Origin of the sequence: Streptomyces sp. NPDC101237 (genome assembly GCF_044767465.1) — a bacterium.
GTDB lineage: Bacteria > Actinomycetota > Actinomycetes > Streptomycetales > Streptomycetaceae > Streptomyces > Streptomyces gramineus.
This window is the reverse complement of the sequence record NZ_JBIWNY010000005.1, coordinates 305,837-326,878: the sequence shown is the minus strand read 5'-3', so window position 1 is coordinate 326,878 and position 21,042 is coordinate 305,837. Positions and strand designations below refer to the sequence as shown.

General features: G+C 69.4%; 17 protein-coding genes and 1 pseudogene. 17 read left to right on the top strand and 1 reads right to left on the bottom strand.

The annotated features are described in order from the left end of the window. The gene (locus tag ACIRQ9_RS10875) at positions 1-4,554 is read right to left on the bottom strand and encodes an RHS repeat-associated core domain-containing protein (RefSeq protein ID WP_404169742.1); all 4,554 of its coding nucleotides are present in this window, start codon (positions 4,552-4,554) and stop codon (positions 1-3) included. Between the two features lie 336 nt (positions 4,555-4,890). Here ACIRQ9_RS10875 and ACIRQ9_RS10870 point away from each other — a divergent pair, with 336 nt between their 5' ends. The 17 genes and pseudogenes from ACIRQ9_RS10870 (at position 4,891) to ACIRQ9_RS10790 (ending at position 20,826) form a co-directional block, all read left to right on the top strand. Further along, positions 4,891-5,559, top strand: coding sequence for a hypothetical protein (locus ACIRQ9_RS10870; protein WP_404169740.1), 669 nt, complete (start codon positions 4,891-4,893; stop codon positions 5,557-5,559). Positions 5,560-5,594: 35 nt separating this feature from the next. Next, positions 5,595-6,575 carry a hypothetical protein gene (locus ACIRQ9_RS10865; protein WP_404169738.1) on the top strand — a complete coding sequence of 327 codons (981 nt, stop codon included), beginning with the start codon at positions 5,595-5,597 and terminating at the stop codon, positions 6,573-6,575. Between the two features lie 6 nt (positions 6,576-6,581). Further along, positions 6,582-6,905, top strand: a complete 324-nt coding sequence (locus ACIRQ9_RS10860; RefSeq protein WP_404169735.1) for a hypothetical protein — start codon at positions 6,582-6,584, stop codon at positions 6,903-6,905. After that, positions 6,902-8,338 carry a hypothetical protein gene (locus ACIRQ9_RS10855; protein ID WP_404169732.1) on the top strand — a complete coding sequence of 479 codons (1,437 nt, stop codon included), beginning with the start codon at positions 6,902-6,904 and terminating at the stop codon, positions 8,336-8,338. The genes ACIRQ9_RS10860 and ACIRQ9_RS10855 overlap by 4 nt, the downstream gene beginning before the upstream one ends. Positions 8,339-8,357: 19 nt before the next feature. Further along, positions 8,358-8,960, top strand: a complete 603-nt coding sequence (locus ACIRQ9_RS10850; protein ID WP_404169729.1) for a hypothetical protein — start codon at positions 8,358-8,360, stop codon at positions 8,958-8,960. 3 nt (positions 8,961-8,963) lie between these two features. After that, the gene (locus ACIRQ9_RS10845; protein ID WP_404169726.1) at positions 8,964-9,557 is read left to right on the top strand and encodes a hypothetical protein; all 594 of its coding nucleotides are present in this window, start codon (positions 8,964-8,966) and stop codon (positions 9,555-9,557) included. A gap of 104 nt (positions 9,558-9,661) precedes the next feature. Beyond that, entirely contained in the window at positions 9,662-10,327 is a 666-nt protein-coding gene (locus ACIRQ9_RS10840) for a hypothetical protein (RefSeq protein WP_404169723.1), read from the top strand. Continuing rightward, positions 10,315-11,355, top strand: coding sequence for a hypothetical protein (locus tag ACIRQ9_RS10835; protein WP_404169720.1), 1,041 nt, complete (start codon positions 10,315-10,317; stop codon positions 11,353-11,355). Before ACIRQ9_RS10840 ends, ACIRQ9_RS10835 begins: the two co-directional genes overlap by 13 nt. Before the next feature lie 6 nt (positions 11,356-11,361). After that, positions 11,362-11,685: a hypothetical protein gene (locus ACIRQ9_RS10830; RefSeq protein WP_404169717.1), complete on the top strand. Its 324-nt coding sequence runs from the start codon at positions 11,362-11,364 to the stop codon at positions 11,683-11,685. Between the two features lie 225 nt (positions 11,686-11,910). Then, positions 11,911-12,576 (top strand): hypothetical protein, encoded by a 666-nt coding sequence (locus ACIRQ9_RS10825; protein ID WP_404169714.1) that lies wholly within the window; start codon positions 11,911-11,913, stop codon positions 12,574-12,576. Beyond that, on the top strand, positions 12,573-13,604 hold the full coding sequence (locus tag ACIRQ9_RS10820; protein WP_404169912.1) for a hypothetical protein: 1,032 nt from the start codon (positions 12,573-12,575) through the stop codon (positions 13,602-13,604). Before ACIRQ9_RS10825 ends, ACIRQ9_RS10820 begins: the two co-directional genes overlap by 4 nt. 310 nt (positions 13,605-13,914) lie before the next feature. Then, a pseudogene (locus ACIRQ9_RS10815) lies at positions 13,915-14,574 on the top strand (MFS transporter); the annotation flags it as partial. 88 nt (positions 14,575-14,662) lie between these two features. After that, positions 14,663-15,823, top strand: coding sequence for a uroporphyrinogen-III synthase (locus tag ACIRQ9_RS10810; protein WP_404169711.1), 1,161 nt, complete (start codon positions 14,663-14,665; stop codon positions 15,821-15,823). 140 nt (positions 15,824-15,963) lie between these two features. Continuing rightward, positions 15,964-16,563: a CGNR zinc finger domain-containing protein gene (locus ACIRQ9_RS10805; protein ID WP_404169709.1), complete on the top strand. Its 600-nt coding sequence runs from the start codon at positions 15,964-15,966 to the stop codon at positions 16,561-16,563. Between the two features lie 544 nt (positions 16,564-17,107). Then, positions 17,108-17,629, top strand: coding sequence for a sigma-70 family RNA polymerase sigma factor (locus ACIRQ9_RS10800; RefSeq protein WP_010039908.1), 522 nt, complete (start codon positions 17,108-17,110; stop codon positions 17,627-17,629). Between the two features lie 59 nt (positions 17,630-17,688). Further along, positions 17,689-18,450 carry an anti-sigma factor family protein gene (locus tag ACIRQ9_RS10795; protein ID WP_404169706.1) on the top strand — a complete coding sequence of 254 codons (762 nt, stop codon included), beginning with the start codon at positions 17,689-17,691 and terminating at the stop codon, positions 18,448-18,450. A gap of 60 nt (positions 18,451-18,510) precedes the next feature. After that, the gene (locus tag ACIRQ9_RS10790; protein WP_404169703.1) at positions 18,511-20,826 is read left to right on the top strand and encodes a HelD family protein; all 2,316 of its coding nucleotides are present in this window, start codon (positions 18,511-18,513) and stop codon (positions 20,824-20,826) included. The last annotated feature ends 216 nt before the right edge of the window (positions 20,827-21,042 follow it).

The window sequence follows — 21,042 nt, the reverse complement described above, 5'->3', positions numbered from 1 at the left end:
TCATCCCGTGAATTCGCCGACGTAGTAGAAGGTTCCGTAGTGGTCGGGCGTGTAGTACGCCGGTCCTGGCCCGTCCTTCGGAGTCAGCAGCCGCTCGGGGCCCCTGATCTCCTTCCCGCAGCCCGGCGCGCTGCATCCGGGGAGGTCGGCCTTGGCGTTGACGTCCCATTCCTTGTACTTGCCGCCGGGCAGGGCGTTGAGGTTGTTACCCCAGTTGGCGTTGCCATGGTAGCCGTCGACCTTGCCGATGCCGCCCGGCCGGGCATTGACCTTGTCCAGCATGTCCGCGGCCTTCTGCGGCGCGGGACCCGGAAGGATGCCGAGGCCCCCCGGGCTGCCGGTGTCACCGCCGTGCAGATGGCACAGGGGCGCGAGACCGAGCGGGTCGGACCAGGTGTGCGGGTTGTGGACGTAGGCGACGGGGTTCGGCGCCGGACGCAGGCCCAGCGGGTCGGGGCTGGTGTAGCGGGCGGTCTCGGGGTCGTAATGCCGGTGATGGTTGTAGTGGAGACCGGTCTCCGGGTCGTGGTACTGCCCGGGGAAGCGCAGTGGGGTGTAGGCGCTCGCGTCACGGTTCCAGACGGTGTTTCCCCATACCGTGGACCGCGTCCGCCAGGCGATCTCGCCGTCCGGGGAAACCAGCTCGGTGGGGGCCCCCACCAGGTCGGTGACGATGGCGAAGAAGCGCTCGTCGATGGTGTCCTGGGGTGCCGTTGCCGCCCAGATCCTTTCGGTCTGGCTCAGCGGGGCGAGTCCGTCGTGGTCCCAGGTCAGTGTGGTGTGCACATCGGTGTCGTAGCGCTCGACGGTCTGTTCGCAGAGCGTGTTGCCGTCCCAGGTGAAGACGGTGCGCTCCAGGACCGTCTCCCCGTCGGCCCCCATGAGGAGTTTCGCGGTTCTCCTGCCCAGGGGGTCGTAGGTGTAGCGCCAGCGGCTGCCGTCGGGTGTGGTGGCGGTGGTGAGCCGGTCCTCGGCGTCCCATTCGTACTGCCAGACATCGGGCTTGCGGGACAGCCGGGTCCTGCGGCGGACGGTCACCCGTCCCGCGGTGTCGTACTCGTAGTGGACACCGCCGGCCCGGGTCAGCCGGGTTCCGGAGTACTCGCGCGGCCCGGTCGCCTCGTGTCCCGGGTGTCCCTGCGGCCACGATGCCTCGGTCTGGTTGCCCGCCGGGTCGTAGGCGTACCGCTCGCTCCAGCCGGCCGCGTGGACCGCGATGACCTGACCCCGGGCGTCGAGGTCGAAGCTTCGGTCGCCCGCGTGCGCGTCCTGGACGCCGGTGAGGTAGCTGTCGGGACGGTAGGCGTAGGAGCGTTCTGTGATCTCTCGGCCGTCCGGAGCGGTGGCGCGCTGGGTCACCAGCCGGTCGAGGCTGTCGTATCCGCGGTCAAGGGTGAACGCGCCGTCGACCAGGCGGGTGATCTCGCGGTCGGCCGCGTCGCGCACGAAGTCGAGGGCGTGCCCCCGGGTGGCGAGGCGGACCGTGCGGCCGGCGACGTCGTAGGTCCAGTCGCTGCGCGCGCCCGAGGGAGTGGTGCGCAGTGTCCGGTTGCCGGCCGCGTCGTAGCCGAAGGTCATGGTCCTGCCGTCGACGGTTTCCCTGACCCGGCGGCCGTTCGCGTCGAGTTCGACGCGCAGGCTGCTGTGCGGACCGACGGCCTCGGTCAACGAGCCGTTCGCCGCGTACGCGTACACGGTGGTCGTGCCGTCGACGTCCTTGGCGGTGATCTGTCCCAGGGCGTCCCGGTGGTAGCGGACCGTCTGCCCGAGCGCGTTGGTCCGCGTGGCCATCCGCCCGGCCGCGTCGTACGTGTAACGCGTGGTGCGGCCGTCGAAGTCCGTCTCCTGGAGGAGCTGCCCGGCCGCGTCGTACGAGTAGTTCCATGACAGTCCCTGCGGGTTGGTCACCCGGGCGAGGCGGAGGCCGGCGTCGTGCGTGAAAGCGTGGTGCTCGCCGCTCGGCCCGGTACGGCTGCTGAGCCGGTCGAAGTGCGTGTGCTCGAAGGTGGTCACCTGGCCGACGGCGTCGACATGGCGGATACAGTTTCCCTCGCCGTCGTACTCCCAGCTCTCGTGGGACCCGTCCGGGTCGGTGCGTCGCACCGGGAGTCCCTCGACGTTGCGTTCCAGGCGGGTCGCGTGGCCGAGCGCGTCGGTCACCATCGTGGTCAGGCCGAAAGCGTCGTAGCTGTAGCGAGTGGTGTTGCCGAGGCCGTCCGTCGCCGTCAACGGCAGACCAGCCGCGTTGTGCGTGTAGGCGACGGTGCGGCCGGTCGCGTCCGTGACCTCGACGGGGCTGCCGTCCACCGCCCGGCGCAGGCGCGTGACCCCGCCGGCGGGATCCGTGACGGCGACGACGTTGCCGCGCTCGTCGTTGTCGTACAGCCAGGAGGAGCCGTCCGGCAGGGTCAGCGCCGTGGGTGACTGCTGTTCGTCGTAGGTGACGCGGACGACGGAGCCGTCGGCCCGGGTCATCTCGACCGGCTGTCCCGCCTCGTTGTTCACGAAGACCGTACGGTGGCCGAGCGGATCCGTCGTCGAGGTCACGTACTGGTGCGCGTCGTAGGCGGTGGTGACCGTGCCGCCCATCGGGTCGGTCTCGGCCACCACCAGGGACCGCCGGTCGACGAGGAAACGGGACACGGCCCCGGCGGCCGTGGTGAGGGTGGTGACGCGGCAGTCGGGGCGGGCGGGGTCGGTGCCGTCGTAGGAGAGCGTGATCGCGAGGTGACCGGCCTCGCCGCCCTCGCCGAGGCAGCGGTCCCGGTCGTCGTAGGTGTAGTGGTAGCGGCGGTGGTTGGTGTCCTCCCACGTGATGACGCGCAGACGCTCGTCGTAGGTGAACGTGAGGGGGAGCCCGGAGGAGTTGATCACCGAGGTGAGGTTGCCGTCGGTGTAGCCGTACCGCTTGACGACGATATCCGAGCCGTCGGTGCCCGCGTCGGCGAGGGCGAGGACGGTGATCCGTCCCTCCTCCACGGTCAGTTTGAGGTGGTAGCCGCCGGAATGCCGGACGGCCAGCGGTGTGCCGTCCGTGTCGTGGTCGATGTCGATGTGGTGGTGGTTGCGGTCCGTGATCCGGGTGAGCAGGCCGACGCCGTCCCGCGGGGCCGTGAACAGCCTGCTGTGCCCGGTCACCGGATCGGTGACCCGGTAGCGGCCGTCGTCCTGCCGGGTCAGCGGCCGGCGCGGACCGGTTTCGGGCAGCACGGGGACCCCGGGGGCCACAGGATGGGGATAGGCGAGGAGCAGGCCGTCCTCGGTGACGTGGACGACGCCGTGCGCGTCGATCTCCAGACGCTCGTCGAGCGTCGAGGCCCAGCTCGGACCGAACCACCAGCCGCAGCGGTAGTCGGAGGCGACCCGGCGGGTGAATGCCAGCGGCAGCAGGCCGGGGAGCTCCACGTCGGCCTGTTGGAGGTACATCGCGCCGGTGGCCATGTCGATCGGGTCGCTGCCCTTGGACCGCACCACGCTCTTCAGCCGGCTGAACGCGCCCTCCGCGCCTTCGGCCAGCATCCCCCGCGCGTTCTTGCCCAGCCCGCGGACGGCGAGACTCATGGCCTTCATGCCGCCGCGGAGGTTCTTCAGCTCCTTCACGCCCTTGGCGAGCTTGCCCAGTGACGTGATGCCCTTGCCGCCGGGTATGCAGTCCAACGCGGCGAATGCCACGTCCCACAGGGACGCCTGCCCCTTGGAGTATTTGTAGAGCGTGTCCGCGAGGACGACGAGGGCCGCGACCAGGACGATCGCGGCGAGGATCGGGCCGCCGATGATCATCGCGATGATCCCGACGACCGCGACGACGACCTTGCAGACCGTGACGATGGTGTCCCAGTTGTCCTCGAACCAGTGACCCACGTCCTGCCACCAGTGCCGGTTCGGGATCCCCGCGTCCGACGCCTCGTCGATCCTCCGCTTCGCCTCGCCCGCCGCGTCGTCGCGCATCTTCCGCGCGTCCTCGGCCATCTTCTTCGCCGCATCGAGGGCGTTCTGCGCGGTCGTGACGTCCGACTGGGCCGCGGTGTGCGCGGACTTCGCGTTCCGCACGTCCCGGGCCGCGGCCCGCACCTTCGCCTCGTCCGGCTTCTCGACGCTCTTGCTGCCGGTGGGGTCGTCCTTGTACTTGTCCGCTTCCCTCCCGGCCCGCGTCACCCACGAATCAGCCGAGGACAGACGCGACTTGGCGGAGGAGAGATCGGACCGGGCCTCCTTCGCCTTCGCCAGCGCCCGGTCCGCCAGGGCCTGCGCCCGCTCCAGCTTCGGCCAGTAGTCCGCGAGCGCGTCCCCGCACAGCTCGTAGGACTTCTTCAGCTTCTTCAGGTTCTTCGGAACGTCCTTGAACTGCTCCTTGAACACCTCCGCCGACTTCCCCGCCCACTGCAGCAGGGTGTCCTCACCCGCCATGCCCTTCACCAGACGCAACGCGTCCGACACGTCATCGGCGAAAGCATGCAATTGGGAGGCGAGCGTGCGCACACGCTGCGGGTCGCCGGGCGTCGGATCCCGGTCCAGATCGAGTGGCTGCCAGTCCGCCGGCCGGTACCCCGTCATAACCCGCAACCCCCGTCGCGTACGCCCCGTCAACCCGCCTGTGCACACGCGAACTTACAGGAACCCTTTGTTCGAGGCGGGAGCAACTGCGTGGATCACCCCGCCTCGCGGCGAACCGGTTCGGCCTGCGGACCTTTGCTAGGGGCAACCGAGGGTCGTGGGGATGTCACGGGACGGCACCAAAGGCGTGATGATGCTGTGGAGTTGCCCGCCTATGATCAGGCGCGCGCCTTTCGTTCCCGTGCGTCGCAGCAAATCGCTCTGGTGCGTTCCGGATGGCCCCCGATACCGTATTCGCTGCTTCGCAGACCCCAATCGCCCCACCAGGAGCCCACCGTGACCCGCCGTTCCCGCCGCCTGCTCACGACAGCCACCGTCGGTGTGACGACCGCACTGCTGCTTTCCGGCTGCGGCGGAGGCGACGGAGACAAGTCCGACTCGAACGGCAAGATCGCGGGCGCGGACCCGGGAGCGTCGGCTTCGGCTTCCCCGAGCGCTTCGGCTTCGGCGACGGAGGACGCGGGGCGCCCGAAGATCACGTTGCCGTCGGACATGACGCTGACCTTCGAGGGTGGTCAGACGGGGGACCCGGTCAAGGACGCGGTGCTTGCGGACGGTGCGGAGAGGGCGCGGGCGGAGGACGCGGCCATCACCGGCACGGATCCCAAGGGTGAGGGCCTCGCCTACTACAACACCGGTAAGGCTCTTGAGGCCACACTTTCCTGGGTCGCCCAGTTCAAGAAGGCGGACGTCACGATCACCGGCGTTGTCCGGTACTACGACCGCAAGGTGACGCTCAGGAGCAAGACGTCGGCCATCCTCACTTTCTGCGGTGACGAGAGCAAGGGCTTCAGCAGGAACAAGAAGACCCACAAGATCAACAAAACGTCCGTCAACAAGGACAGCTACGTCTCGTACAACACCAGGCTCGACAAGAACTCCGACGGCGTCTGGCAGACATCGCAGATTATTTCCATCAGGGGGGCAGCTCAGTGTCAGCCGTAGCCAGAGGAACCACATGCGCTTTCGTCCTCGGCATCGTGTTGTGGTCCTCCGGGCCGGCTGCCTGGGCCACGATCACTCCCGGAGGCGGATCGGGCACCAATACCCAGGCCAGTGGTGACCAGAAGGGCGGCAAGGTCTCCGCGACCGCCGGCGCCGTCGTCTACGACCTGTCCAAAAACGGTTCCGGGGCATCCGTCGGCCCGGTGACGTCGACGACGACGTGGACCCCACCGGCCTGTTACTACGCGCCCAAGTACAGTCCCGACGAGCTCGAGGCCTACCTGACCCCGATCTGGGGGGTCGACTCGACGGGCTACGAATGGGACGCGACGCAGCGCGACCGCTACGTCAACGGGAAGCCCTACAAGGACTTCAACAAGGACAAGGCCGGCAAAGGCTACTGGTGGGACTCGTATGTCACACCGGGGCGCGCGGGTGATCCCGGCGCCCTCGACTGCACCAAGGAGATTTTCTGGGTGGACACCGGTGACGCCCCGCCGGCCGACATTCCCCAGGCGATCACTCCGGAGATCCTCGCCCAACTCGCCTACAACGAGATCCGCGTCCCGAGCACGAAGGTGACGCTGGCTCCGGCAGACAGGACGAAGGTCAACCTCCCCACCTGGGCGTGGCTGGACGGCGCCGAGTTCAAGCCGGTCTCCGTCACCGCCTCCGTTCCCGCTCTCGGCATCACCGCCACGACCACCGCCGAGCCCTACTCGCTCAAGATCGAACCCGGCACCTCGGATGCCGTGACGTATCCGGCCTCGGGTGTCTGTGAGTTCACGAACGGCGGTATCGGGGAGGCCTACGCCAAGGGGAAGGCCGACGAGACACCACCCTGTGGGGTGAAGTATCTGCGGTCCTCCGGCTCGGGCTCGTACCCGCTCAAGGCCACGATCACCTGGAAGATCCACTGGACCGGTACCGGAACTCCCCGCAAGGACCTGCCGGACGGCACCTTCGGCGCCACCCAGGATGTCGTCGTGCAGGAGATCCAGTCCGTCAACAGGTGAGGCGTCGTGGGTGACAGGACCAGGATCGACGATCTCGACGTGCTCAAGAGTGTCGCCACGGGTATCGAGAAGATCGTCGGAGAGTTGCAGGGGCTCGACGACAAGGGCGCCTACGGCTGGAGCCGGGAGATCGTGGGTCACGAGGAACTCACCGACCGGCTCGACGACTTCGCCGACAACTGGGACTACAAGCGCGGAAAGCTCGAAGGGGAGTTGGCCAGGCTCGCGGCCATCACCAAGGCGGCTGCCCAGGCGTACGCCCAGATCGACACCGAACTCGCCAACGCGGTCCGCAAGCAGGAGAAGCAACCGCGGAGACAAGGGGGATGATGTCCCGACCGAAGGACTGGTCACCGGTCGGGCTCGACTCCGACCCGGTGTCCGGAGACCCCGAGGCCGTGGCGAGGCTGGGCCGGCGCTTCCGCTCGGTCGCCGATGCCATCAGAAGACAGACGGGCAACATCGAGGCCCTCTGCGGTGTGGACGGCTGGCAGAGTGATGCCGCGAACGAGTTCCGCAGGACGGCCGAGGGGACCGTCGGGCGGCTGAAGAGCGTCCTCGACCGGTTCGAGACCGCGGCCGACCTCCTCGGTGAGCAGACGGAGCAACCGGACGAGAAGTACGCCTCCGTCCTGGCGTCTTCCCAGCAGGCGGCGGACAAGGCCCGTAACGACGCCGAGCGCGACTGCGAGGAACGTGACCGCCTCGACAGGTCACTCGACGCCCTCGACACGTCCGCGAGCGACTACGAGCAGCGGAAGCGCGACCTGACCAGCAAGCGTGACGAGGTCGACGGCCGGGTCGGCGACGCCGCCAAGCGGGTGCACGCCGCCAAGAACGCCCGTGACCGGGCCGGGGAGAGAGCGGCCCGCGCTCTGGAGGCGCTCATCGACCACGACCGCCTGAAGGACTCCACCTGGGAGAACGTCAAGGGAGCGCTCAAGACCGTCGCGGACATCGCCGGCTGGGTCGCGACGGCCTGCGCCCTCGCCTCCCTGCTGGTGGGCTGGATCCCGGTGATCGGCTGGGCGCTGGCGGGCGTGCTGGACGCGATCGCCCTGCTCGCCACCATGGTGTCCCTGGCCTGCCATCTGGTGCTCGTCTTCTCGGGAGACGCGAGCATCGCCGACCTGGTGCTGGACGGCGTGGCCCTGCTCACGCTGGGACTGGGCCGTGCCGCGCTGAGCGCCGGCAAGGCGGCCGCGGCGGGCGTGCGGGGCGTGCAGACGGCGAGCCGCTCGGCGCGCGCGGACTTCCTCGCCGCCAACTCGCTGACCGGCCGGTCGGCGAAAGCCGCGAACACCCTGAAGGGCAAGGCGACCAAGCTGGCCAACCAGGCCGCCGAAGACGCGTCACGGAGACTCGCCGCGGACTTGCCGGGTGCATTCGGGAAGCTCGGCGAGTTCAAGCACGTCCTGAATCCCCAGGTGATCTACCGGGACACGGCAGAGGCCGTGAAAGGCCTCAAGGACTTCAAGGACGTCGGGAAACTTCTTGGCAGGGAGACCTGGCGGGGCGTGCGGCCCTTCGGTAACCCGGAGTGGGTCGAGTCCAGCAAGGCACTCACCGAGGTGCCGGTTCTCGGCAAGTTCGAAAGCATGGGCGGCGTGAAATTCACTGACTATGTACGGTCCGCCGGGCAGAGGTGGCTGGCCTACACCGCCGCGGCGACCGCCATCGACGGAAACGACAAACTCCACGGGCTCACCGAGTGGGACAACCCCTACAACCGGTGGAAGACCGCTTGGACGGCGGGCTCATGACGGCCGGAAGGAACACGCCATGAGTGATGACGTGACGTGGCAGTGCCTGATCTCCGAACCCGAGGGCAGCATCAGGCTCCCGGTGGGGCAGGACGTGGAATTCGAGAAGTGGGCCAAGCAGGCGGCCAGGGAACACCTCGGCGCGGACGCTCCCCGCGGCGAGCTCCGGGAACTCTCCTCGGTCCTTGCCCGGGTCGGCGCGACGGCCGATCTGGGCGATCCCACCTTCGCCTACGCCTATGTGATCGACGCGGCCAAGGCGCTGACGGCCGTCTATGAGGTACATGACTACGACGGAGACGGATACCGCTCCACGGAGAGACTCCCGGACCTCCTGGAAGCCGTGCTGCCGACGTCACCCGAGCGTCGCGGCGTGACCGAGGTGAACTTGCCGGCCGGGCCCGGTGTACGCGTCCAGGAACTCCTCTCGGTCGAGACCGGCTCGCTCTTCAAGAAGAAGACGATGATGGAAACGGTCACCTACGCGGTGCTTCCGCCGGAGGTCGACAACATCCTCGTCCTCCGGATGTCGTGGACGAATCTGGTCTTCAGTGACGCCCTCCTGGAACTGGCGCAGACGCTGGCGGAGTCGCTGGAGCTCACCGAGACGAAGGAAGGCTGAGGAATGCCGGACGCCGTGGCCGACGGCCGCCGGGAGAGTGACGCTCTTCCACCGAGCGACTACGGCCTGCTCGTTCCGGACGGCTGGTTCAGGATTCCGCTCGAACCCGACGGCTGGAAAGCCCCGGTTCGTGCGCTGGCCGAGCGGGTCTTCGAAGGCCAGGACGACGCCGTGCTCCTCAAGCGCGAATTCACCAGAGCCGTCGGGGCGCGAGCGGAAGAGGGCTACGAGAACGGCGGCGTCGAGCTCTACATCTCGACGACGTCCGTCGGCCCGGTGCCGCTGTCGGCCTCGCTCCTCGTCACGCTGGTCCCGGCGGAGGCGGATGTCCGTCTCGATGCGAAGGGCCGGTCCCAGCAGGTCACCGAGGTCGACCTCCCCTTCGCCGGTCCCGCGACGATGCGCCGGACCCGCAGGGTCCCGGACGCCGGGGATCCGACCGGCAACCAACTGCCCGTGACCGTGGTGGACTACGCGGTCGGGGTGCCGAACACCACGGCCGTCCTGCTGCTCACGTTCTCGACCTCACTGGACCCGTTCGCCGGCGCCATGGTCGATCTGTTCGACGCGATCGCCCGTTCGCTGCACTGGAAATGACCCGCATCACCCCGCGTCGGGACCGCCCGGCCTTGAGTCACGTGACCCCGGCCGTGTTCCATTGCAGGGGCCACCATCCTCAATCGCCCCACCAGGAGCCCACTGTGACCCGCCGTTCCCGCCGCCTGCTCACGACAGCCACCGTCGGTGTGACGACCGCGCTGCTGCTTTCCGGCTGCGGCGGAGGCGGCGGAGACAAGTCCGACTCGAACGGCAAGATCGCGGGCGCGGACACGGGAGCGTCGGCTTCGGCTTCGTCGAGTGCTTCGGCTTCGGCGGCGGTCGGCGGCCGCCCGGAGATCACGCTCCCCTCGGACCTGACCTACTCATTCGAGTGGGCGAAGACGGGTGACGCGAAGAAGGACGCGGTCCTCGGTGATACCGAACAGTTCATCAAGGCCGTGGACTTGGCGATCGCGAAGCAGGCTCCGCTCGACAAGGCCTACCGGTTCTACTCCGAGGGTCTTGCCGCTGCCGGTAGCCAGAAGTTCATCCAGGAATTTGTGGACTACAAGGACCGAATCACCGGAACCAAGCGCTACTCCGACGCCAAGGTTCAGATCAACGACGACGGGACCGCGGGACTCGTCTACTGCGAAGACCAGACCAAGGCGTACAACAAGAACCTGAAGACCGGAAAGACACAGGTCACCAAGGCCTCGAAGGACGATTACGTCCTCTACGACAGCCTGCTGCGCCTAAACAAGCAGGGTGTGTGGATCACAGAGAAGCTGACGTCGCAGCGGGGGAGCTCCGTATGCCAGCCATGAAATTCCGGAACCCGGCAGTTGTCGTAGTCGTCGCGGTCGCCCTCCTGGCCTGTCCCGCCCAGGCGTTCGCGGGCTACGGGCACGGTGGCAGCACGAACGGCGACCCCGGGACGCACACGTCCGGTGAAAGTGACGGCAAGGGCAACATCTCCGCCACCGCCGGTGCCGTTGTCTACGACCTGTCCAAGAACGGCTCCGGGACGACCGCCGGCGCGGTGACACCGGCCACGACGTGGACCCCGCCGGCCTGCTACTACGCTCCCAAGTATTCACCTGATGCGCTCGAGGCCTACCTGAAGCCGATCTGGGCGGTCGATTCGACGGGCTACGAGTGGGACGCCCAGCAGCGCGACCGCTACGTCAACGGGAAGCCCTACAAGGACTTCAACAAGGACAAGGCCGACAAGGGCTATTGGTGGGACTCGTACGTCACGAAGGGCCGTGAGGGAGATCCTGGCGTGCTCGACTGCACGAAGCCCATCTTCTGGGTGGACACAGGTGACGCCCCACCGGCCGACGTACCGCAGGCGGTCACCCCGCAGATCCTCGCGCAGCTCGCCTACAACGAGCTCCGCGTCCCCGGCACGAAGGTGACCTTGGCCCCGGCGGACAAGACGAAGGTCAACCTCCCCACCTGGGCGTGGCTGGACGGTGCCGAATTCAAGCCCGTCTCCGTCACGGCGTCCGTACCTGTGCTGGGCATCAGCGCCACGACCACCGCCACCCCGTACTCCCTCAAGATCGACCCAGGTACTTCGGACGCGGTGACATACCCCGCCTCGGGTGTCTGCGAGTTCAGGAACGGCAGCATCGGTGAGGCCTATGCCAAGGGGAGGGCCAACGAAGCGCCACCCTGTGGGGTGAAGTATCTGCGCTCGTCGGGCGACGGCTCGTACCCGTTGAAGGCGACGATCACCTGGAAGATCCACTGGACGGGAACGGGAGCGGCCGGCGGACCGCTGGACGACGGCACCTTCGGCGCCACCCAGGATGTCGTCGTGCAGGAGATCCAGTCCGTCAACAGGTGAGGCGTCGTGGGTGACAGGACCAGGATCGACGATCTCGACGTGCTCAAGAGCGTCGCCACGGGTATCGAGAAGATCGTCGGAGAGTTGCAGGGGCTCGACGACAAGGGCGCCTACGGCTGGAGCCGGGAGATCGTGGGTCACGAGGAACTCACCGACCGGCTCGACGACTTCGCCGACAACTGGGACTACAAGCGCGGAAAGCTCGAAGGGGAGCTGGCCAGGCTCGCGGCCATCACCAAGGCGGCTGCCCAGGCGTACGACCAGATGGACACCGAACTCGCCAACGCGGTCCGCAAGCAGGAGAAGCAACCGCGGAGACAAGGGGGATGATGTCCCGACCGAAGGACTGGTCACCGGTCGGGCTCGACTCCGACCCGAATCACTGGACCCGTTCGCCGGCGCCACGGTCGATCTGTTCGACGCGATCGCCCGTTCGCTGCACTGGAAATGACCCGCATCACCCCGCGTCAGGACCGCCCGGCCTTGAGTCACGTGACCCCGGCCGTGTTCCATTGCAGGGACCACTATCCTCAATCGCCCCACCAGGAGCCCACTGTGACCCGCCGTTCCCGCCGCCTGCTCACGACAGCCACCGTCGGTGTGACGACCGCACTGCTGCTTTCCGGCTGCGGCGGAGGCGACGGAGACAAGTCCGACTCGAACGGCAAGATCGCGGGCGCGGACACGGGAGCGTCGGCTTCGGCTTCGCCGAGTGCTTCGGCTACGGCGGCGGATCCCGAGCGGCCGAAGATCTCGCTGCCCTCCGACCTTTCCTACACCTTCGAGTGGCCCAAGACGGGAGACGGTGTCAAGGACGCCGTCTTGGCCGACAGCGAGCAGAACATCAAGTCGGTCGACCTCGCCATCGCCAATCAGGACCCCCTGGACAAGGCCTACCGTTACTACTACGAGGGTGAAGCCGCCGCTCAGATCCAGACCTACGTGCAGGCGTACGTCAAGGCCAAGGCGCGGACGACAGGTCACTTCCGGTACTACGACCCGGTGGTGAATGTCAGTGGCTCGGATCAGGCCTCTCTGGTGTACTGCGAAGACCAGAGCAAGGCCTACGACCTCTACTTGAAGACGAAGAAGGTCGACAAGACGGCCGTCACCAAAAACAGCTACGTGCTGTACAGCTCTCAGTTGCACAAGAACGACAAGGGTGCCTGGGCCGTCGAGAAGCTCATGTCTGTAAGGGGGAGTTCCAAGTGCCAGCCATGAGGCCGGGCTCGAGAACACTGATCACTCTGTTTCTGGCCACCTCGATCCTCGCAGGCGCTCAGACTGCTGTGGCCGACACCCATGTGGGCGGAGGCACGAAGACACCTCCCAAGCCGGGCGGGAAGACGACGGGCGATGCCGACGGGAACTCGATCAGTGCGGGTGTGATCGTCTACGACCGTTCCAAGAACGGCTCGGGCCCGTCCGCCGGTCCCGTCACTCCTCTCACCTCCTGGACCCCGCCCGCGTGCTGGTACGCGCCGAAGTACTCGCCCGCGGCCCTGCAGGCGTACCTGGAGCCGATCTGGGAGGCCGGTTCGACCGGTGACGCGTGGGATGCGACGCAGCGGGACCGGTACGTCGACGGGCACCCCTACAAGGACTTCAACAAGGACGAGGCCGGCAAGGGCTACTGGTGGGACTCGTACGTCAACAAGTCCTTCCCGCCCGGCTGGGACAAGTGCAACGAGCCCTACTTCTGGGTGGCCACCGGTGACGACCCGCCGGCGGACATCCCGAACACCGTGACGCCCGAGATCCTCGCCAAGCTGGCGTACAACGAGATCCGCGTGCCCTCCAAGGACGTGAGTCTGGCGCCCGCGGACACGACCAAGGTCAACCTGCCGACCTGGGCCTGGCTGGACGGAGCGACGTTCAAGCCGGTGTCGGTCACCGCGCGCATCGACGCGCTGGGCATGTGGGCGACGACCACCGCCAAGCCCGTCGCCCTCAAGATCGAGCCGGGTACCTCCGACGCGGTCACGTATCCGGCGTCCGGTGTCTGCCAGATCGACGGCAACGGCACGGTGGGGGAGAAGTACGCCACGGGTGACGCCGACAGGACGCCGCCCTGCGGGGTGCGGTACCTGCGGTCGTCCGGCAACGGCTCGTACCAGCTGAAGGCGACGGTCACCTGGCAGATCAGCTGGACCGGCAGCGACGGCGGCGGCGCCCACGACCTGCCCGACGGCGTCTTCGGCCGGTCCCAGGACGTCACCGTGCAGGAGATCCAGTCCGTCAACCGCTGACGAACGGGGCCCGGGTACCGTCGTGTCCGGGCCCCGTCGCCCGGTCGGTGGTCGGTGGGGCGCGGGGTGGGCGGGGCGTACTCGTCGAGCCGGGCGACCCGTCCCCTCCCGCCGAGGCGTCCCCCGCGCCGATCTCTCATCCGCGCCCCCGGCAGGGTGAGAGCAACGTTCCCTTCCGGTCACCCGCAGCCACAGTGCGGAAACTCCGCCTCCCTACCTTCGGGCTCAGCCACCCGTCCGAAGTCGGCGGACCGAGCACGCGGAGCACCGTGGAGGCGTCATGACAGCCCCGGCCCCTGCCTCACGCAGTTACGTCGGCACGTTCGGGTCGTTCATCGGCTACGCCTTCGCGTTCGGGCAGGTGCTTCAGGTCCGGTTCGGGCGTACGCCGCTGCAGGCCGCCTACCTCACCTTCATCGGCCCGCTGCTCGGCTCGCTCGTCCGGCCCGTCGGCGGCCGGCTCGCCGACCGGTACGGCGGGGCCAGGATCACGCTGTGGAACTACGTCGGCATGGCCGCGGCCATCGCGCTCCTCGTCGGCGCCGGCATCGGCGGGTCGCTCCCCGTCTTCGTCACCGTCTTCGTCGTGCTGTTCGTGCTCAGCGGGCTCGGCAACGGGTCGACGTACAAGATGATCCCGGGCATCTTCCAGGCCAGGGCCCTCGCCCACGGGCTCACCGGCGAGCGGGCCATGGCCCGCGGACGGCGGCTGTCCGGCGCCGCCATGGGGCTGATCGGGGCGGTCGGAGCGCTCGGCGGCGCCGGCATCAACCTCGCCTTCCGGCAGTCCTTCCTGACCTCGGGTTCCGGCACCGGCGCCTTCGTCGCCTTCCTCGTCTTCTACGGCCTCTGCTTCTACGGCCTCTGCTTCGCCGTCACCTGGGCCGTATACCTTCGCGGGCCCGCCGCGCTGGGGCGTGCGGCCACCGCCACCGGGCCAGAGCCGCAGCTCAGCTACGCCGAGGTGTGACGTAACACTGGTGACATGGACCCGAACCGAGCCTGTCACGCGCCGTTGACAGGCTCGTTCGGCATGCGGGTCAGCTAGGAGAGCAGCCATGGACGAGGAACAGCAGCGGCCGGAACCCGAACCGCCGGGCCCGCTCGCGGGTTTCACGGTGGGGGTGACGGCCGCGCGCCGGGCCGACGAGCTCGGGGCGCTGCTGCGGCGGCGCGGCGCCGCCGTGCTGCACGCGCCCGCCCTGCGGATCGTGCCGCTCGCCGACGACGGGGAACTGCTCGCCGCCACGGAGGGGATCATCGACCGGGCGCCGGACGTGGTCGTGGGCACCACCGCGATCGGGTTCCGCGGCTGGATCGAGGCCGCGGACGGCTGGGGCGTCGGTGAGCGGCTGCTGGAGAGACTGCGGCGGGTGGAGCTGCTGGCGCGCGGACCCAAGGTCAAGGGCGCGGTCCGGGCCGCCGGGCTCACCGAACAGTGGTCGCCGTCCTCCGAGTCGATGGCCGAGGTGCTGGACCGGCTCCTGGAGGAGGGCGTCGAGGGCCGCCGGATCGCCGTCCAGCTGCACGGGGAGCCGCTGCCCGGCTTCGTGGAGTCGTTGCGGGCTGCCGGCGCGGAGGTGCTGCCGGTGCCGGTGTACCGGTGGATGCCGCCGGAGGACCTCGGGCCGGTGGACCGGCTGCTGGACGCCGTCGTCTCCCGCTCGGTCGACGCGGTCACCTTCACGAGCGCCCCCGCCGCGGCCTCCCTGCTCTCCCGCGCCGGAACGCGCGGACTCCAGGCCGACCTGATCGCCGCCCTCCACCACGACGTCGTCCCGGCCTGCGTCGGCCCGGTCACCGCGCTCCCGCTCCAGGCCCTCGGTGTCGGCACCGTCCAGCCGGAACGCTTCAGGCTCGGCCCCCTCGTCCAGCTGCTCTGCCAGGAACTGCCGTCCCGGGCGCGGGCGTTGCCGGTCGCCGGCCGCCGGGTGGAGATCCGCGGGCACGCGGTCCTCGTCGACGGCGCGCTGAAGCCGGTGCCGCCGGCCGGGATGTCCCTGCTGCGGGCGCTCGCCCGCCGGCCGGGCTGGGTGGTGGCCCGCGCCGAACTCCTGCGGGCCCTGCCGGGCGCGGGCCGCGACGAACACGCGGTGGAGACGGCCATGGCCCGCCTGCGCACGGCCCTGGGCACACCGAAGCTGATCCAGACGGTCGTCAAACGCGGTTACCGCCTCGCCCTGGACCCCGCGGCCGACACCAAGTACGCGGACGCGTGACCCTCCGGCCGTGGAGTGCGCCGGGCGGGCGGGGGCCTGGCGGAAGACGGGACGGAACACGGGCACGAGGGGTTCCGGCCGCGCGCCGGGCCGGGCACTGTGAGAGGACACGGTTCCCTGTCCTAGGCGGTGGCGGGCACATGGCACTGGGTTCGGAGACGGCCCCGTACGAGCTGCGCTTCGACGCCGGGCGGATCTGCCTGGATCTGCTGGCGACCACGCATCCCGGCGAACGGCTCGACGCGCTCGAACCGTTGCGGGCCTGGATCAGAGGCTCAGGCCTCGTCCCGCCGGGCACCCCACTGGCCCACGCCGACGCCGGCTGGCTGGTCGCGTTCCGCGAACTGAGAGGTCACGTGGGCCAGTTGGTGCGCGGCGGCCGGAACTCCGCGAGGACCGGGTCGTACGACCTCGCGCTCGCCGGCGTCAACGGCCTCGCCCGCGCCGCGGCGCCGCCCGCCCCGTGCGCCGTGCCCGGCGTGGACGGTTCCCTGGTACGGGAGTTGGCCGGGCCGCCCGAGTGCGCCGCGCTGCTCGCGGCCGTCGCCCGGGACGCCGTGGAACTGCTCACCGACCCCGTCGCACGTGCTGCCGTGCGGGAGTGCGAGGGCGACAACTGCCCCATCGTCTACCTGGACACCTCCCGCGGCCGCCGACGCCGCTGGTGCTCCAGCGAGATCTGCGGCAACCGCGAACGCGTCGCCCGCCACCGCCGCCGAGCGGCTCTCGCCCGAGCCTGAACACCGAGCCGAGTCTCGAGCCAGAGTCCCGAGCCAGAGTCCCGAGCCTGAACACCGAGCCAGAGTCCCGAGCCCGAGCGCCAGGCCCACGCGCCCACCCCACCCCCCGAACACCCCACCCCCCGAACACCTCCCGCCCAGCACCTCCCGTCCGGACGAATCCGGCATCCAGGTCCGTCGGCGGCCAGGCACCCGCGGGCCCGCCTCCCCAACCGCCGTCCGATGTGCGGCATTCGCCGGATCCCGCCCGGCGCTCTCCGCACGTGATTTCGACAACATTCAGTTTGTCCGTGGCAACCTCCGGGCAGCGCACCGGCGTTCGACGTTGTGTCGGAAATGTAAAGAACACGCGGGGGGAATGTGGGGTCATGTCCCGCTCGTCAGGTCTCCTCGCGGAAAAATGTGGGCTCTTGTTGAACACGCCGTGAGTCACTTCCGTACCGGTGAGGGAGCGACCGACTGGGGGAACCCCCGGACACCGGAGGTGGGCGTGCGCAAGGATGCGGCCGTGGCCAATGAACGTGGATCGAGGGCCCGACATCGCATGTCCCAGCCCTCGGAGCCTGATGAGGAGCTGATGCGTGCGCTCTACCGAGAGCACGCCGGACCTCTCCTTGCGTATGTCCTTCGGCTGGTCGCCGGTGACCGGCAGCGCGCCGAGGACGTCGTGCAAGAGACACTCATCCGTGCCTGGAAGAACGCCGGTCAGCTCAACCGTGCGACCGGATCGGTACGCCCCTGGCTGGTGACGGTCGCCCGACGCATCGTCATCGACGGTCACCGCAGCCGGCAGGCCCGGCCGCAGGAGGTCGACCCGTCGCCGCTGGAGGTCATCCCCGCGGAGGACGAGATCGACAAGGCGCTGTGGCTGATGACGCTGTCCGACGCGCTCGACGACCTGACCCCGGCCCACCGGGAGGTCCTCGTCGAGACGTACTTCAAGGGGCGTACCGTCAATGAGGCGGCCGAGACGCTCGGTATACCCAGCGGCACCGTGCGCTCACGGGTTTTCTATGCCCTGCGGTCGATGAAGCTGGCACTGGAGGAGCGGGGGGTGACGGCGTGATGAGTGTGTACGGGGGACACGGCGGGTTCGGCACAGGTGGTTCGGGTATGTCTGGGGCTATGCAGGAATCTCCGGTTCCCAACGAGCACGAGACGGTCGGCGCGTATGCGCTGGGGATTCTCGACGACGCCGAGGCAACCGCTTTTGAAGCCCATCTGGCCGGGTGCGAATGGTGCGCCCAGCAGCTCGACGAGCTGGCCGGAATGGAACCCATGCTGGCGGCCCTGGCCGATCTCCCGGGTTCCGGATCCACGCCGTCCATCGGCGAGTCGCTGTCCGCCAAGCCCAGCCCTCGGATGGTCGAGAAGCTGGTCGTGGAGGTCGCCGACAAGCGGAAGGTCCGCACCCGGCGCAGCCTCTTCGGTCTGGCGGCCTCGATCGTGCTGATCGCGGGCGGCACGGCGGCCGGCGTGGCGCTGAGCGGCTCGGACAGCGGCGGCGGCACCGACATGGCCGCGGGACCCGCCCAGGCGGCCTTCCAGACGATCTCCGACAAGAAATCGGCCACGGACCCGGCGACCCACGTCACCGCGACCGTCGCCCTGGAGAAGAAGGACTGGGGCACCCACGCGGTCCTCCAGCTCAAGAACGTCGCCGGCCCGAAGAAGTGCTCGCTGATCGCCGTGGGGAAGAACGGCGAGCGCGAGACGGTCACCTCCTGGTCCGTCCCGACCTGGGGATACGGCATCGCGGACGCCAAGTCGGAGAAGGCCAAGGAGCCTCTCTACGTGCACGGCGGCGCCGCCTTCACCCCCAACGAGATCGACCACTTCGAAGTCATGACGTTCGACGGCAAGAAGCTCGTCTCGGTCAGCGCGTAGCTTCAGCGGGCCCCCTTCGCGTACGGTTGACGGCTGCCCAGCACGTCAGAAGGGGGCCCGGTGGCCGCTCAGGCTCAACCATCCGCGGTCGGCTCTCACGGCTCCGCACAGGATTCCGGTCAGGACTCCGTTCGGGACCGTGAGATCAGCGTCGAACAGGAACACCTCGACCGGGTGTACCAGCGCCTCGAGGAGAAGATCCACGAAGCGGAATTCCTCATGAACGACGCGGCCCAGCGCGGCCAGGTGGGCACGCCCGGCGCGCTCGCCGAGCGGGACGCGCAGGTGTTCCGCGCGGGGGTCCACCTCAACCGGCTCAACAACGAGTTCGAGGACTTCCTCTTCGGCCGCATCGACCTGCTCCTCGGCAAGGACGGCAAGAAGGGCCCGGACGGCGCCTACACCGCCGTGGAGCCCGCCGAGGGCGCGGTCCGCGCGGACCACACGGCGGACATCGCCGAGACCCTGCACATCGGCCGGATCGGCGTCCTCGACCGGGACTACGCGCCGCTGGTCATCGACTGGCGCGCACCGGCCGCCGCGCCGTTCTACAGGTCCACTCCGGTGGATCCCGGGCGTGTCGTACGACGCCGGGTGATCCGCTCCAAGGGCCGCCGGGTCCTCGGGGTCGAGGACGACCTGATGCGCCCGGAGCTGACCGCCTTCCTGGACGGCGACACGCTGCCCGTCATCGGCGACGGCGCCCTGATGGCCGCCCTCGGCCAGGCCCGCACCCACTCCATGCGGGACATCGTCGCCTCCATCCAGGCCGAGCAGGACCTGGTCATCCGCGCCCCCGCCGCCTCCGTCACCTACGTCGAGGGCGGCCCCGGGACCGGGAAGACGGCCGTGGCGCTGCACCGCGCCGCCTACCTGCTCTACCAGGACCGCCGCCGGTACGCGGGCGGCATCCTGATCGTCTCGCCGACCCCGCTGCTGGTCGCCTACACCGAGGGCGTCCTGCCGTCCCTCGGTGAGGAGGGCCAGGTCGCCATCCGCGCCATCGGCTCCCTCGTCGACGGCGCCGAGGCCACCCTCTACGACACGCCGGGCACCGCCCGCGCCAAGGGCTCCTCCCGGATGCTGCGGGTGCTGCGCAAGGCGGCCCGCGGCGCCCTGGAGCGCCACGACGCGCCGAACCGGCTCCGGGTCGTCGCCTTCGGCCGCCGTCTGGAACTGGAGGCCGAGGAACTCGACCGCGTCAGACACAACGCGCTCGGCGGCACGGCCCCCGTCAACCTGCTGCGGCCCCGCGCCCGCAAGCTCCTGCTGGACGCCCTGTGGGCCCGCTCCGGAGCGGCCGGCCGGCACAGCGACCCGGAACTCGCCGCCGAACTGCGTTCCTCCTTCGACGAGGACATCCTCACGGAGGACTCCTTCATCGAGTTCCTCGACGCCTGGTGGCCCGAGCTGACCCCGCCGGCCGTCCTCGCCGCGATGGCCGACGAGCGCCGCCTGGGCCGCTGGGCGCGCCGGATCCTCAACCCGGGCGAGGTCCGCAGGGTCGCCCGCTCGCTGCGCCGGGACGGCCGCTCGGTGCACGACACCGCCCTGCTCGACGAACTCCAGGCGATCCTCGGCGCCCCGGTCCGCCCCCGCAAGAAGCGCGAACTGGACCCGCTGGACCAGCTCACCGGGCTGGAGGAGCTGATGCCGACGCGCGAGGAGTCCCAGCGCGAGCGCGCCGAACGGCTCGCCCAGGAACGCGTCGAGTACGCCCACGTCATCGTCGACGAGGCGCAGGACCTCACGCCCATGCAGTGGCGGATGGTGGGCCGCCGCGGCCGGCACGCCACCTGGACGGTCGTGGGCGACCCCGCCCAGTCCTCCTGGTCCGACCCGGACGAGGCGGCCGAGGCCCGTGACGAGGCGCTCGGCAGCCGCCCGCGCCGCCGCTTCGAGCTCACCGTGAACTACCGCAACCCGGCAGAGATCGCCGAGCTGGCGGCCAAGGTGCTGGCCCTGGCCATGCCCGGCTCCAAGTCGCCCTCGGCGGTCCGCTCCACCGGCATCGAACCGCGCTTCTCGGTGGTCCGGGACTCGCCGGCGAAGACCGTGCGGGCGGAGGCCGAGCGCCTGCTCGGCCTGGTCGACGGCACGGTCGGCGTGGTCGTCGCCATGGACCGGCGCGCCGAGGCCGCCCGCTGGCTCGCCGGGCTCGGCGACCGGGTGGTGGCGCTCGGCAGCCTGGAGGCCAAGGGCCTGGAGTACGACGCGACGGTCGTCGTGTCGCCCGCGGAGATCGCCGACGAGTCCCCGGCCGGGTTGCGCGTGCTCTACGTGGCCCTCACCCGGGCGACCCAACAGCTGACGGTGATCTCCGGAGAACGCGACGAGCCCGACGCGGCCGGGATTCCGGACCTGCTCAGGGAGTGAGCACGGGGCCGTTCGGCTGGAGGTTTCCTGTGAAGTCCGCCGACGGGAATGGCTGTGCGGGATCTGTTTGTTAGCCTTGTCGTGACACCGGCTCGATCCAAGCCCCCGGGCCCAACCTTCGTCGCCACGAGCGACCACTTGCCGCGAGGCGAGCATGGCGGGCCGGTGTCGTGAACGAAGGAGAGGCCCACATCACCCTGTGATGTGGGCCTCTTT